The sequence below is a fragment of the uncultured Pseudoflavonifractor sp. genome (assembly GCF_944387805.1).
Taxonomy (GTDB): Bacteria; Bacillota; Clostridia; order Oscillospirales; family Oscillospiraceae; genus Pseudoflavonifractor.
In genome coordinates, this window is sequence record NZ_CALXGI010000014.1 from 14,317 (window position 1) to 30,025 (window position 15,709).

A 15,709-nucleotide genomic window follows, 5' to 3' on the forward strand; every position below is an offset into this window, starting at 1 on the left:
TTAGAAGAGCCATCTCCCCGTTTTATCCACGCAGCGCGCATGCTTTTCCACCCCCAAATACGATACCGGATTCCCCACAGAAAGAAGGAAATACTGTGATCCCAATCTGTATCCTTGCCATTGAAGATGAGGACGACCGTGCATTTATGGAGAACCTGTATATGAGCTATCAGCGGCTTATGTACAGCACCATCAGGAACATCGTCCGGGACGACTGGGCAGCGGAAGACGTCATGCAGTCCGCCCTTGTAAAATTGATTGACAAAATTCCACTGCTGAAGAGCCGGACAGACGTTCAGCGCATCAGTTATGTGGTTACCACATCCAGAAACACCGCCCTTAATTACATGCGGAAAAAGGCACGTCGCGGACCTGACAGCTCCTTTGATGAAGTCCAGGATTCCGACCTCAGCTGGGGCGCTGTGCATGAGGTGGAGCGCATCATTCTGGAAAAGGCAGACTTCTCCGCTCTGTCCCGCGTATGGGCTCGTCTGGATGACCGGAGCAAATACCTGCTTGAAGGGTATTATATTCTGGAAAAGACCCCAGCCGAACTTGCGACGGCGCTCGGCATAAAGTCCGACAGCGTCCGTATGGCATTGAGCCGGGCAAGAAAGGCTGCATACAAGCTCATTGCGGCAGACCAGGCAGGCTGTTACACTTTTTCAACCTTTAAAAAAGTTTGAAAAAGTGGTTTGATTGCACGCGAAAGACAACCCTGACGGTTTTCTTTCACACTATCTTTCCCTCCGAACCATTAAGCCTCAGGGTTTATCCACAGTCTCAAGCGGCTGGATCCCGAAGTGGGAATCCAGCCGCTGTTTTCTTTTATCCAAGCGAATCGTAAAGGTAATACCGCCCGGCCGACTTGAGCAGCAGGGTATCGCCGTCCGCCCGTCCCCAGACGCCCTCCACCTCCAGCTTTGTGAGCACTTCTGTTCCGTTCTCGTGGAAGAGGGTGATTTTTCCGCCCGCTGTGCGCACCGCAACCCCGCCGTACAGCACATACTCCGTGATATCTCCCGGCAAGGGCACAGGATTCTTGATTTCCGATACGAGCATCGTCTGGGGTATTCCTTCTTCATCGGGACGGATGCCGAGGGTGCAGCCCTGACCGTTGAGTCCGGAGAGGAACGTCCAGCCGGAGCCCAGGGTCCCGTCACGGCCATGTGCATCCACGCTGGAAAACGTCCCATCGCGCCGCTGTACCACCGCCATGTTGTGGAGCGGATATACTTTCAGATACTGGCATGAGACAGCAATCTGGAAAAACTGGTTGAGAAATCCCCATCCCTCCTCCGTCTTCACCGGTATGTTGGTCCCTTCAAAAGGCCCCACGTCCAGATACTCCCCGCCGAACAGGCTTCCATCGGTGGTGTTGAGCAGGTAGTGGCGGTCATCCTTATCCAGCAGTACATAATTTCCGCCGTAGCCGCCGCCATAAGTAATGTCCGCAATGGTTCCGCCGTAGCTGTCCAGGGTGCTGAGCACCGTTCCGCTGCTGTCAATGACGGAGACGGGGCCGCCCGCCTCCCCCTGAACCACGGCCTGGCCGATATGGAAATTGGTTGCGGCAAACCAAGGCGTCTGGCCCAAGGGCTTTCCCTCCGATGTATAGTACATGACGCCGTCGGCGCTCTCATGGCGGAATATATCGGTATCACTGTCCCAGGTGATCTCCCCCGGCGGAAGGTCAAACATCTTCTGCCCCATCATGTCATAGACAGCTACGCCGTCCTCCGCCGCTGCAAACACATGGGTCCCGTCAAAGCCTGTCACCGCGATGCCGTCCAGGGCGGGCTGCGGGGTCAGGACCTCCCTCATCTCCCTGACGGTCTTACAGAAAATAGACAACCGGAAGAGCCGGACACCGTCCTCTGCCTTCACGTAGAACGTGAGATCCGTTCCGTTCACGATGGACAGGCCCTCCACCCCGGTCATTCCGGGGACCAGATCCTCCAGAATGGGCCAGAGCTGCGTCCGGCCGCCCCTTGCATACAGGATCCAGAACGAAGGGGTGCCGTCAGCTTCGATGCCCAGCACGCCAGCGTTGTTTGACTTCTCAACCATCTCCGTCAGGCTGAAGCTGCCCTCCTCCGGGAACAGGGTGCGGGACAGCTCCTCCTCATAGGGCACCAGCCCGTCTGTCGGGAGATACCAGTCCGACAGGCGCTTAAAAATCAGAATGGCCTGTTCCCGGGTCAGGTGGCTCTGGAGCATGAAGTCCCCCTTGCCGTCCCCCTTCATAAACCCCCACCACTCCAGCCAGGCGATGGACTCCGCCGCCCAGTCCGGGGCATTCTCATAGGCGGAGCCTCCGCCTATAATATTCAGCTCGGGTTGGCCGGAGTAGGCCTGATAAGCCCGTGTCACCATGGCTGCCGCCTCCTGGCGGGTGATGAGCCCCTCCGGATCAAAGGTGCCGTCTCCCCTCCCCTGGACAATGCCCAGCCCAGCGGCCGCAGTTCCCCAGCGTGCTGCATCGGAAAACTCCGCCGAAATGACGGCGGCGGGATTCCCGTTCCTGTCATAGAAATAACGCCGGTAGTCCTCCACAAACTGCTCCGGGCTGCCCACGTAGCGGAGCTTGACCATGCACAAGGTAACGGCCAGCTGCGCGAACTCCTCCCGGGTGATATTCTGCTGGTAGTCTGTCTGGAGTTCCTCCGGCACAAGGCCGTCGGAAATGGCCTCATTTATTTCAGCTTCCGCCCAGACAGACGGCCCAGCGCTTTCTGCCGCCGATGCAGGCAACATTGCAATACAGAACAGCAGGGTCAGAACACAGGCAATCCATCGTCTCATGACCGTAACCTCCCTATGTATGATTTTGATATGGTACCCTCTCACAGTTCCGCAGCCCCTTAACTGCAAGTCTGCCGCCGGGCGGCTTACCCTTTCCTGCGGAACGGTCCAGAAGTTCTGTGGAGCGTCAAGGTTCCCCTCCCGTTTTCATCCAGCTCATTGGGCCCCCCTTTTCTTCCCTCTATCTAATTAGACGCGCTTCCCGGACATCTGCAACAGGGATTTTGCTTTTACTTATCAGCATTTTCACTCTGGATAGCTGTCCTGCTTTTCCCCGGTTCCTCTATGTGATGTCCTGCTATAAGCTGAAAAAAGGGACATGGACCCCCACCGGGGTTCATGTCCCTTTCTGCTTCAGGACTCCATATGCCGTCCCAGGAAGCCTGCAATGGTCTGAGCCAGCTTGTAGTCGGTCTCGCCGGTGGTCATCTCCGGGTCCGTGGAGGCGAAGAGCACACAGCCCAGCACGTCTCCTTCAGACAGAATCGGCGCAGCGGTGGAAATAAAGTATTTTTCGTTCTCCTCGCTGACCAGAAGCGGAGTCTCACCCTGATGGTACTGGTAGATTTGCCGCCCCTCCATCAGCTGCTCCAGGTCCTGGGAGATGCGCTTTTCCGCCAGCTCCCGGCGGGCAGTACCCGCCACAGCGATGCAGCTGTCCCGGTCGGTGATGACCGAGATCGCGCCGGTCGTCTTGTTTAGCGTCTCGCACATCTGGCCGGCAAAGTCGCCCAGCCCGCCCATCAGGGAGTATTTCTTAAAGATGACCCCGCCGTCCTTGTCGGTGTAGATCTCCAGGGGGTCGCCCTCGCGGATTCGCATGGTCCGGCGGATTTCCTTGGGAATCACGACCCGGCCCAAGTCGTCAATGCGTCTTACGATGCCTGTGGCCTTCATAAATAGGATTCCTCCTGCGGTCTTATTTTTCTAAACAGCCCTATTATTTGCAGGTTTCTTTTCCCTATGCGAAGGTGTCCCTGGTTTCATTTGGCAGTGCAGCGGTGTTTCTCCGGAAAATGCAAGGTGCGCGAAAGGTCTCGAAACGTTAGACGGAAAAGAATGAAAAAGCGCGCCATTCTTTTTCCTTCCGCAAAAATTGCTAAGACAAGCAAAATCGCGCCCGGGAACCAGATTCCCGGGCGCAATTCTGTTCCAGTTACTTTCTCAGCCTACTTTCTACCTCTGCCAGTGTGGGCATGGCAGGAATGGCGCCCCGGCGGCCGATGCACAGGCTGGCGGCCATGTTGGCAAATCGGGCAAACTCTGCCGCCTTTTCCAATGTCATCTCCTGGGGAGAGAGCCCGCTGCCTGCTGTCTGAGCCAGGAAGGCGCCCCAGAATGCGTCGCCCGCACCTGTAGTATCTGCCACCCATTCGACAGGGCAGCCGGGTACAACCTTCATTCCATCCCGGGCTGCGATCAGCGCTCCTTCCGCGCCCAAGGTCACCGCCACACAGCAGGCGCCCTGCTCCAGCAGGGTCTGTGCGGCCTCTTCAGGGCTATTGTGACTGGTGAGCAGTTCCGTCTCCTCGTCAGAGATTTTGATGTAGTCCGCCAGGGGCGTCAGACTCCGCATCTGGAGGCGGGCATTTTCCTCATTCCTCCAGAGAGAAGCGCGGTAGTTGGGGTCATAGGCCACAGCGCCGCCCCGGCTTCTGACCTGCTTCACTGCCCAGAGGGTGGCGCTTCTGGCGGGCTCGTCGGTGAGGGAGAGAGAGCCTACGTGGAGGATGCCGCAGTGTTCTAACACGTTCTTGGATACCTCCTCCCGCCGCAGGCAGGTGTCGGCCCCCGGCTTGCGGGCAAAGCTGAAGCTCCGCTCTCCGCTGTCGTCCAGCGCCACAAAGGCCAGAGTAGTAAAGACGGACGGGTCCAGCACCATGCCGGACACATCCACCCCTTCCCCTGCCAGAGTATCCCGCAGGAAGCGGCCGTGCATATCGTCGCCCACCTTGCCCAGAAAGGCCGCCCGGCCGCCCAGCCGGCTTACCGCGCAGGCCACATTGGCGGGCGCGCCGCCTGGATTCTGCTCGAAAAGACGCCCGCCGCCGTCTGAGACGCCGTAATCGGTAAAGTCAATCAGCGCCTCACCCAGCACCGCCACATCATACCGCTTCATGGCTCAGCGCTCCTTTGCCGCGGGGTACTCGTTGCAGAGCAGATAGAGAGGCTTCTCATCCTCCTCAATGGTGGGAAAACGGCCCTGTGTCTCATAAAACCGGTTGTCCACATTGTCGTCGTTTGTCATGGACACCTCACCGATGAGCACCGGGCCGTGGCCCCGCTCCGCCCAGAAGGCGTGGTACTGCCGCTGAGGCAGGGTGATGCTCATGCCGGGAGTCAGGCGGAGCACCGTGGCGGCAGGCACCGTCTTTTCCACGCCGTCCAGGTGAACCGTGACCGGCGTATCGGCCAGCGCCTCATCCTCAGTGGAATTCCAGACCTGGACCATCAGATTTCCGCCGCCCCGATTGATAATGTCCTCCATCTTGCTCCAGTGGAAGTGGTTGGGGGAGAGCTGATCCTCCTGTGAGATGAGCAGCTTCTCAGCGTAAGGCTTCCTGTACTTGCTGTTGTGGAGGTTTCCGTTGCGAATGGTGAAGAGCGCCAGGCCGATTTCACGGAACTTCCCGTGACCGTAGTCCGTAATATCCCAGCCCAGCATATTGTCCCGTATCTCGTCGCACTCGTGTCCAGCCCGAGCCCAGTCCTCCGGGCTCCAGTAGGCCCAGGGCGGCAGCTGGAAGTTCATCTTCCGGCAGAACTCCACCGCGTCCCGCAGGACCGCGTTGATCTCCGATCGCTTCATAATGCATACGCTCCTTATCTCTTATGTTGCGGCATTCCGGCGGCAGGACAGTCAGCCTGCCGCCGGAACCGGAAAATTTCCGTTCAGCCCACCAGGGCCTTGATATAATTCTGTACAATCAGGACGAGCTGTCCCCGGTTGACGGCTCTGCCCGGATTCTCGGCAGCGCTCACACCCTTGGCGGCGCACCACCGGAGGGCCGCTTCCCGCTCAGTCTCGTTCTCATTCTCAGGCTTTACAACGCCTAGTGTTTCCGCGTACCGGTAAAGCATAACGGCAGTCTGCTCCCACGTCAAAGCCATATCAGGCGCAAACCGTCCGCCGCCCACGCCGTTGGTCACCCCGGCGCCCTGACACCAGGCCACGGCGTCAGCATACCAGGCATCAGCCTCCACGTCTGCAAAGCTGGAGGCCGCCTCCGGCTGCTTCCTTCCATCCAGCCGGTAGAGCACAGTCACCAGGGTGGCGCGGTCCACGGGCAGGCTGGGCGAGAAGTTTCCGTCTCCGGTGCCGGAGAAGATGCCCTGCGCGGCCAGCTGTTCCGCAGCCGCCCTGATCTCCCCGTCGGAAATATCCGTAAAGGCGGCTGTACGCACTTCAAACCGGACAACGGCGGAGCGCTCCACCCAGAGACGGGCGCGGCCATTTTCGATGTATGCGATAGGAAGCACAGTCTCGGTGCCGTCCTCACTGACCCGGATTGCCACGTTGCCGTTTCCTGCGGGCACCTCAACGATGGTGCCATTCATGCCCTCAGGAACTGTAATCCGGCTCTGGGAATCGCCCTCCTTGGTGACTATGGTCTTTGCAGTTACACCGTCGAGTCGGGTCAGTGTCTCGGTAATATCCCCGGTAAGCAGATTCTTCTGAGTAACTACCTTGCTGCCGTCCGGCAGGGTCTCTACCTTAGTAGTAAGCCCAGGCTGGACAATCTCGGGCGTCTCAGCCGCAGGTGCGGTGGCATGGACAATATTGGCGTGGAGCCGCTTACCGCCCTCGTAGAACATGTGCCAGCGGCCCTCGTCATCCTGAATGAAGCAGGGTGCTCCGGCCCGGCCATAGTCGGGATAGGCGCTCTCATCATCCGGGTTGTCGGGGTCGGCAGAGTCCTTGGAGTCGTAGAACACGCCCCATTCGATGCACTCGTTCAGGCTCTCGCCCACCTCAAAGGCGTACATGTTGCCGGAGGAGGCGTGGCAGATGACGAAGTAGCGCTCCTCACCGTTCACCTCCCAGGGCATGAACCAGGGACCGGAGAAATTCCCCTGGTACTCGTCGTTCATAGTGGGGTCCAACAGGGGCTCCTGGACCACAGTCCAGTCTGTGCCGTTGTCGGAATAGGCCCAGCAGATGTCCCGGTTCTTGTCACTGAAGCCGCCGGTGGGGCTGATCATCAGCAGCATGATATACTTGTTGCCCAGCTCCGGGATGGTGTGCTCAAAGACACGGGCATAGCTGGCCTCACCGCCGTCGCTGCGGAAATCTGTGGCTCTGAGGCACTCGCCGCCGTACTCCCAGTGGATCAGATCGTCAGAAAGCGCATAGCGGGTGACGGGATTTTCCCCATGGAAGTACATGATGTAGCAGTCCTTCTCCTCCAGCCACATGACGTAGGGAGAGGACACGTGGGAGACGCTGTAGTAGGGGTCCCACATGTTGCCCACCACCGGGTTGCCCTTGTACTCCACCCAGGGGCCGTCCAGGGAATTGGACGCCGCCACGCAGTTGCCGGCAGGGGCGTCGTGGGGAGCGTAGAACAGGTAGTAGCGGTAGTCGCCCAGCTCGTTGCTCACCGGGTGTTCCTTGGTATCCACAATGGTGGGGAAGTTGAATTCCTGGGTGGGATTATAGATGTAGTCCTCCATCTCAATGGTATAGCCCTGAGCAGTGAACTGCGGGAATACGGGCGCGGCGCGGTCGGCCTCCACGGTGTAGGCGCCGGAATAGCGCACCCGGCCGTTGGCCTCGGCCTTTACATAATAGGTTGTGGCGTCCAGTCCGCTGGGGATGGTAATCTGAGCCCGGGCAGTATTGTCCGTAAAGCTGGCCTCCACGGCGTCTACGCCCTCCACAGTCTGATAGTACTTGTTCACCAGCGTGAGCGTTACCGTCTCGTTGTCGTCAAAGCCGGTTCCGGTGACGGTCACGTCCAGGAGACTGCTCTCAGTCTCCTTCTGGCTCTCTTCCGAAAGCGTCACCCTGGTGACACGGGCGGGGGATACGCCTTCGGGCAGGACCTCGCCGGTGCCCAGGCGGACATGCTTCACGTCCAGGTTGCAGCGGCCGCCGTTGTCCGCGCCCAGGCGGATCAGATCGCCGCCCTTGTAGGTATTGAGGGGCACGTTCTCAAAGGCCAGCTGGTCGTCCACATAGAGGTCGAAGACATACGCGCCCTCGTCCAGGCGGACCACCATGCTGAAGGTGTGCCATACCGTGGTGTCCAGCGGCATGGTAAAGCGGCTGTTCCCTGCGGTGGTGGTGCTGACAAAGCCGTCCTTGCCGTAGCCCAGGAAGATGGAGGCAATCTTGCCATTGGTGTCGTTGGCGTCCATGCCCATGCGCACGGCAATTTCATTGGCCTGCTCGTCCACCATGCCGGCCACCCTGGCCTCTACCTGGAGGGTGAAGCCGTCTCTGGGCAGGGCCAGAGTTGTGGGAGACACCACCCAGTGATAGAGCTTCTGGCTGCCGGTGCCGCTCTCATTGGGCTTGCTGATGTTGACATACTCATTCTGCTGGTTGATGCTGCCCGTCTTTGTGGAGGAGCGCCAGCCATCCGCGGTCCAGTCGGGCGCCATGGCGTGGTCCATCAGATCCCACTTGAGCATCTCGTCTCCGCTGATGAGAATGTCGGAGGTGGTGTTCTCCAGAGGCAGCTGCAGTTCGGTGTTGTCCTTGGCGATGTTGCTGTGCTCGGGGTTGAGGCCGTAGAGATACCGGACGCGGCCGCTGCCGGAGATGGCCCGTGCCAGGGTCAGGCGGATGGTGTCGCTGTCCTTCCGCACGGCAGAGGTGATCTCCACCTCGTTCATGCCGTCCAGGACGGTGAAGCCGGTGATCTGTCCCTCTGTTACGATGCCGCTGCCGCCCCGGTGGGCAATCTTCACGTCCACCACGGAGCGGTTTCCGTCCGCATACTCCGCGCCGGTGATATAGGGGCCGCGGTAGTAGTCGGACTGGCCGTAGTAGTACAGGATGCTGTTGGCCACCCGGCGGCCGATCTCGTCCAGTCCGGGCTGTGTGTAGTGGGCGGTGTCCTTGCGGGCGAACTCCATCTCCGTGGCCGCCAGGAAGAAGTTCTTCCCGTCGTCCAGGTCGTGCTGCGCATTCCGGATGGCGGTGTAGGCCGCATCATTGGAGATGTTCTCGTCGTGGGTGCCAATCTGGCAGATAAACATGGGGATGCTCTCATCACCCAGATCGGTGCGGAAGCGCTGAAGCAGGGTCTTCATGTCCTGCTCGTAGGTCTCCTCGGCGATCATCAGGCGTCCGTCGGTCTCGCCCTGGTTCCACACCATCAGCTCCACGCCGCCCGCGGCCTTGGCGCGGGTCAGCGCCTTGCCGTACAGCGTGGTGGTGTCGCCGGGATTTTCAGTGTTGTAATACATCCAGTAGCGGGTTTCCGCGTGGCCCACGTTGGGGGCGTGGAGACCGGAGCCCGAGTCGGCCGCCGGGATGAAGCCCACGGGGATATCCAGCTCCTCCACCAGGCTGTTGCCCAGAGCGGGAACAAGGGAGCCGCCTGCGCCGTCATAGGGGTCCACCAGGTGGGTCCACTGTCCGGAGCGGGTATAGTTGGCCACCAGATCGTCGGCCTCGGTGCGGGGCTTGTCCTGGGCCTGGCCCACCATGTTGGACTGGCCGATGCACAGGATGTTGATGCCAACGCCCCACTTGTGGGCGCCCGCGGTCTGCTCGAGCACCTGGCCGTCAGCGCCGCTGGCCCGGACCTCCAGGCGGTACCAGCCGCCCTGGGGAACGGTCAGGCTGCCGGACCAGGTCCCGGCGGACAGGTCGCAGGTCATCTCGGTCCAGTCCACCACAGCGGCGGCGCCGTCGTCGGCGTCATAGGCCATAACCCGGGCCTCCACCTTCTCCGCGCCCTCGGCGGTCACAGTGCCGTTGACCGTGATGACCGCATTCTTGTTCTCCGCGTCTCTCTGGACCACCTGGTGGTCGCCGAAGTCCTCCACAGTCAGGTCCTCGGAGGGTTCAGGCGCTCCATTCACAGCCCGGACAATCACGTCGTCAAAGCTGGCGGCCGTATTGTAGGTTGCAAGGCCGATTTTGCCGGAGGCATGCGTGTCATCCACAGTTTCCAGCTCCTTTACGCCGTTGACATACAGCGCGATATTCTCGCCGGAGAAGGTCATCTTCAGGGTATAGGTCTGTTCCAGCTCCATGGTGTATTCCTTCTGGGCCAGAATGGTGCTGTTGCTGCCGTTGATCCGCCGGTCGATCATCAGCCTGCCGCCGTTGTAAGCGCCGATATAGCGGTTCTGGGTGCCGTCCGCCCGGCCGCTCACCATCACGGCAATGCTCTTGCTGGTCTCGGTGGGCGTCACCTTGACTTCCACCTCATAATTGCTCCAGGACGCGTCGCCGGCAAAGGTCATGGCGCCGCCGGAAGCGGCGCTCTGGACATACGCGCCGTCAGACACGGCCCAGGTTCCGCTGTCCACTTCCCAGCCGTCGGCGTTTCCGTCGTTGAAATCGTCCTGGAAGATAACATCTTCCTGATCGCCGCCGCTCAGCTTCCGGCAGACAATCATGGAGGCGTCCTCCTCGTTCTTTGCCTTGTTGGAGCGGGCCGTGTAGTAGAAGTACAGGCTGTCTCCCTCCTGCAGGAAGCAGGCGTCGGCGGCGCGGCCACGGTCGGGCTCGCCGTCCGTGGAGTCATAGAGCCGTCCCTGCCGGCTCGCGGTGGAGAAATCCCCGCTGAGCAGGGAGTAGCCCAGGTTGCCGTTGGAATTGTGGTAGACCACATAGGGCTCGCCGTCTCTGATCATCAGCCGGGGAGAGGCGATGTTCCCCTTGTCACCGGAATCGGGATACTGGAGCACCTTACCGGAGTCGGTCCAGTTCAGTCCGTCGTCGGACACGGCGTAGAAAATCTGCTTTCCGTTGGTATAGGTGCCGTCCTCGGAGCGGTAGCCGTTGCCGGTGTAGAACATCACATATTTGTTGTCCTGTCCCTCAACGGTGTACGCATAGACGCTCTGCTGGTAGGCCTGGGTGCCCGCGGGGGCATCAGACCCCTCAAAGACGGTCTGCATGTTGGTGAAGCTGATTCCGTCGGTGGACTCCGCCACACCGATGGCGGTAGCGCCCATGCTGTAATACATCAGCATCCGCTGGTTCTCGCTGTCCCACACAGGCCAGGGCGCGTTGACGCTGCTCTCCACGCCGAGAGACTGGGCGGTCATCACGGGAGTACCGTTTTTATATACGGTCCAGGGGCCCTCGGGTGCGGGAGCGGTAGCCAGAGCGATGCTTCTGGTGCCGCCGCTCTCATCGTTGTAGCTGAAATAGAGGTAGTAATTGTTAATCGGGTCGGCCAGAACGCCCTTCGCCTTAAAGATGGCGGGCAGTTCCAGGTTGAGGGCGGTCTTGTTGGGGGTCATCTGGTTGGTGATGATGACCTCCTTGGGCAGGGCCTCCTTCTCCTTGACGGTGATCCCGATTTTATCGCTGACAGCCTTGGAGCCGTCCTGTGCGGTCACCTCCACCCAGATGGTGGCCTCGCCCGCGCTTACGGCGGTGAGCACGCCGTCCTCATAGGTGACGCAGTCCGGGTTGGCTCCGCCCACATGGTAGGTGTAGGTGAGGCCCTCGGTCACCTTGTCGTTGCTCTTGTTGAACACCCGCAGCTCCGGCTCAGCGGTCGCGCCCACAGTGAGGGTTTCGCTGTCCAGCGTCAGACCGGCCCGGGCCAGCTGCTCCTCCTCGCCGGGCCGCACCTCCACGGCGTGGACAATGTTGGTGTTCAGGCGCTTGCCCGCCTCATAGTACATATGCCAGCGGCCCTCGTCGTCCTGGATGAAGAAGGGTGCGCCGGCCCGGCCATAGTCGGGATAGGCGTCGGGGTTGGCGTCATCCACGTTGCGGACGCCCTGAGAGTTGTAGACCTCGCCCCATTCAATGCACTGGTCCAGGCTCTCCCCTACCTCGAAGGCGTAGATCTCGCCGGAGGAGGCGTGGCAGATGACGAAATACCGTCCGTCCCACTCCATGAACCAGGGGCCGGAGAAGTTGTTCTTATACTCGGGACCCAGCTCGTCCGGATTGAGCAGCGGCTCCTGGACAGGGGTCCAGTTGATGCCGTCCTCAGAGTGCGCCCAATAGATATTGCGGTGCATGTTGTTGCCGCTGCCGGTGATCATCAGCAGCATGATGTACTTGTTGCCCAGGCCGGGTACCTCGTGCTCAAAGACGCGGGCATAGCTGGCCTCGCTGAAGCCGCTGCCGGTCTTGGAAAAGTCGTTGGCTTTGAGAAGTTCTCCTCCGTAGGTCCAGTGGAGCAGGTCGTCGGAGGTTGCATATCGGGTCACAGGGTTCTCGCCGTGGAAATACATGACGTAGCATCCCTGCTCCTCAATCCACATGACGTGGGGGGAGGAGACGTGGGAGACGTTATAGTAGGGGTCCCACTTGTTGGATACCACCGGGTTGCCCTCATACTCCACCCAGGGGCCGTCCAGGGAGTTAGACGCCGCCACGCAGTTGCCCGCAGGAGCGTCGTGGGGGGCGTAGAACAGATAATAGCGGTAATCGCCCAGCTCATTGCTTACCGGGTGGTCCTTGGTGTCCACAATGGTGGGGAAGTTAAACTCCTCGGTGGGGTTGTACTGATAGTCCGTCATCTCAATCGTATAGCCCACAGCCGCGAAAGTGGGGAAGTCAGGGGCCGACAGACTGCTGGTCACTTGATATACATCAGATCTGGCCTTACTTCCCGCCGCCTCGGCCTCCACATAGTAGCTGCCCAAAGGGACTGTGTCGGGGATGGTTAATTCAACCTGAGCCTGGTTGTCCACAAACATGCCGCTGGCGCTTACTCCCTCTACCGCTGTACCACTGGCAGTCATCAGTGTTACAGTGACCTCGGTGTCATTCTCCAGATTCTCGCCGGTAACAGTAACTGTCACCTGCTGTTCTGTATTCTCCACCTGACTCTCAGGCGAGACGAGCACGGAAGTCAATCCTGCCTCTGGGTACTCAGGGCCATCATAACCACCGAGGGATTCGCTCAGGTCGCCCTCGCCTACGCGCACAGCCAGTACGTCCATGTCGCAGCGGCCTTTATTATCCGCACCCAGACGAATCAGGTTGCCTCCGCTCATCTTCTGAGCGGAGACATTCTCCAGCACCAATTCACCATCCACATATACGTCATACCTCTGTGCAATGGGATCAATCACCATGGCATAATTATGCCATGAGGTGGTGTCCAGTGCTTTGGCGCTGTCAAAACTGGTCTGGTTTGTGACGGCGCCATCTGCCCCGTATTTCAGGAAGATTGGGTAGTACTTTCCGGTCCCGTTGATCCGGACGGCGAATTCATTTGTCCGCCCTCCATCCACTGCGCTGGCGAGTCGGATAGTTGCCTCCACAGTAAATACCTTATCCGCAGGCAGGGCCGGTGCAGCCGTCAACCAGGTATAGGCGTCTCCGGTGGCGGTATTGCTCTTGTCATTTCCTTTTTCAATGTTGACGTAGCCAGCCTTCTGCATCACTGATCCTCCGCCCGGCGTATTCACTACATTGAAATTACCATCGTAGGGCGCTGTGCCGGCATTGAACAGATTCCACAGGCTGGACTGCTCCTGCACCGTAATATTGACCTTGGTGCTGACGGCTGTGCTACCATCAGCTTTGGAGATCTCTACCCAAGCAGAGGCAGTACCCATGCCCACAGCAGTAAGTATACCGTCTTCATAAGAAAGTACCCGACTGTCGCTGACATGGTAGGTCAGGTTTAATCCTTCCGCGTCTGTAGGCACCTTGTTGTTGCCTTTGTCAAAAATACGCAGCACAGGCTCTACCTTATCGCCGGTCTGGAGGACCGCACCGTCCAGTTCCAGGCTGGCCCGGGCCAATTGACTCTCCTCGCCTTTTTTTACCTCTACAGCGTGAACGATATTGGCATGGAGACGTTTACCGCCCTCGTAAAACATATGCCAGTTCCCATTGTCATCCTGTACGAAGCAGGGCGCTCCGGCACGGCCATAGTCAGGGTAGGTGTCTGGATTGAGATCATCCGTATTCCTTATACCCTGGGAGTCATAGAACAGTCCCCACTCTATACACTCGTCCAGTTTCTCTCCCACCTCAAAGGCATACATATTGCCGTCAGAGGCATGGCAAATGACAAAATATCTGGTCTCTCCCCCCGACTCCCAAGGTATGAACCAGGGACCGGACAGGTTGGGACCATAGAGGTCTGCGTTGATGTCGGGATCAACAAGCGGCTCTTTCACTGCGGTCCAATTGATTCCATCGCTGGAATACGCCCATCCAATGTGGCTGTTGTAGCTGTTATTCGCTCCGTTGTGCGTAACCATCATCAGCATGATATACTTGTTATTCAGCCCGGGCACCGTATATTCGAAGACACGGGCATAGCTGGCCTGCTGATAGGTCTCCTCTTCTGTGGAGAAAGCATCGGCCTCTATACACACGCCGCCATAGGTCCAGTTCAGGAGGTCTGCAGAGGTGGCGTACCGTGTGATATTATTAGGCCCGTGGTAATACATGACATAGCAGTTTTGCTCGTCAATCCATGTAACATGAGGAGAAGAAACATGGGAGACATCATAATAGGAATCCCACTTGTTGGATACCACTGGATTCTCTGCATACTCCACCCAAGGTCCGTTCAGAGAGTTGGATACTGCCACACAATTCCCCGCCGGATCGTCATGAGGCGCGTAGAACAGATAGTAGCGGTAATCGCCCAGCTTGTTGCTTACCGGGTGGTCCTTGGTGTCCACGATGGTGGGAAAGTTGAACTCTTCGGTGGGATTATACTGGTAGTTCTCCATTTCAATCGTATAGCCCGCTGCAGAAAAGGCCGGCAACTGCGGATCGGCGCGGTCTGCCTTCACCTTATAAGCCTCGGAGCGCAGTGTACTGCCGTCTATCTTGGCCTCCACATAATAAGTACCCACGCTTATTGTGTCGGGAATTGACAGAGTGAGTTCAGCCCGGTTATCCTGAGATTCGCCGGAGGTTGCTGCATTTTCCGCGGTCATCCCGCCAGTATCTACCAACGCCGCAGTAATCTGCGTATCATCCTCCAGATTTTCGCCAGTAACCGTAATTGTGATAGTCTGGGCCTGCTTTTCCACCTGCTCGTACTGAGACAGCTGAACAGAGGTGAGCCGTGGAACCGCCTCCTGCTCTCCTTCATAGGCGGTAAGCTGACCGCTGAGATCTCCGGCACCTGCTCTAGCTGTCTGGACATCCATGTTGGCGTAGCCCTCTGTGTCGGCACCAAATCGGATGAGGTCGCTTCCCGACATGGTCCACGTCGTGGTGTGCTCTGCCACCTGCTCACCGTCCACATACAGCGCGTAACTCTTGGTATCCGGATTTGCCACAATGGCATAATAGTGCCAAACCGTGGTATCCACAGGCACAAGCTCTCTATAGTCAGGGTAGATGGAGATTCCCCCTCCCTCTTCCACCGTCCCATATTTTAGAAACGCATGATAGAGGTATCCCCCCGTTCGGACGGAAAATCCGTTGCTCCGGTCGCCGGTCACGCCACCGGACAGACGGATGGCCGCCTCCAGCGTAAACACCGTCTCAGGCATGTCAACAGCCGCCGTCAGGTAAGTATAGGAACCGTTCGAGGTAGACTTGTCGTTTCCCTTCTGTATGTTTACATACCCATTCCGCTGTTCGACCGTCCCTCCAATCGATCCGATGCTAGTTGAGAATGGAGCGGTTGTCGCAGCGTCTGCGTCAAGCAAATTCCAACTGTTCCCGTCCTTTGCCATAGCGTAAGTGGGGAAAAGGCCCAGGATCATGGCCAGCGCCAGGAGTAAAGAACACGCTCTTTTTTTCATTTGGCTCCTCCTTTTACCGCAT

General features: G+C 58.8%; 6 protein-coding genes. 1 reads left to right on the forward strand and 5 read right to left on the reverse strand.

Features of this window, described 5'->3' with window-relative positions:
- Window positions 1–146 precede the first annotated feature (146 nt).
- A complete protein-coding gene (locus tag Q0K06_RS05740; protein WP_294549774.1) occupies window positions 147–686 on the forward strand; it encodes a sigma-70 family RNA polymerase sigma factor in 540 nt (179 codons plus the stop codon).
- Between the two features lie 142 nt (window positions 687–828).
- On the opposite strand, the gene Q0K06_RS05745 is transcribed toward Q0K06_RS05740, so the two are convergent.
- The 5 genes from Q0K06_RS05745 to Q0K06_RS05765 form a co-directional block, all read right to left on the reverse strand.
- Window positions 829–2,805: an S-layer homology domain-containing protein gene (locus tag Q0K06_RS05745; RefSeq protein WP_294549777.1), complete on the reverse strand. Its 1,977-nt coding sequence runs from the start codon at window positions 2,803–2,805 to the stop codon at window positions 829–831.
- Between the two features lie 354 nt (window positions 2,806–3,159).
- Complete coding sequence (locus Q0K06_RS05750; RefSeq protein ID WP_294549780.1) at window positions 3,160–3,702, reverse strand: stage V sporulation T C-terminal domain-containing protein; 543 nt, start codon at window positions 3,700–3,702, stop codon at window positions 3,160–3,162.
- A gap of 259 nt (window positions 3,703–3,961) precedes the next feature.
- Entirely contained in the window at window positions 3,962–4,924 is a 963-nt protein-coding gene (locus Q0K06_RS05755) for a carbohydrate kinase (RefSeq protein ID WP_294549782.1), read from the reverse strand.
- Between the two features lie 3 nt (window positions 4,925–4,927).
- The gene (locus Q0K06_RS05760) at window positions 4,928–5,614 is read right to left on the reverse strand and encodes a D-lyxose/D-mannose family sugar isomerase (protein ID WP_294549784.1); all 687 of its coding nucleotides are present in this window, start codon (window positions 5,612–5,614) and stop codon (window positions 4,928–4,930) included.
- Between the two features lie 83 nt (window positions 5,615–5,697).
- The gene (locus Q0K06_RS05765) at window positions 5,698–15,432 is read right to left on the reverse strand and encodes a sialate O-acetylesterase (protein ID WP_294549788.1); all 9,735 of its coding nucleotides are present in this window, start codon (window positions 15,430–15,432) and stop codon (window positions 5,698–5,700) included.
- Between the last annotated feature and the right edge of the window lie 277 nt (window positions 15,433–15,709).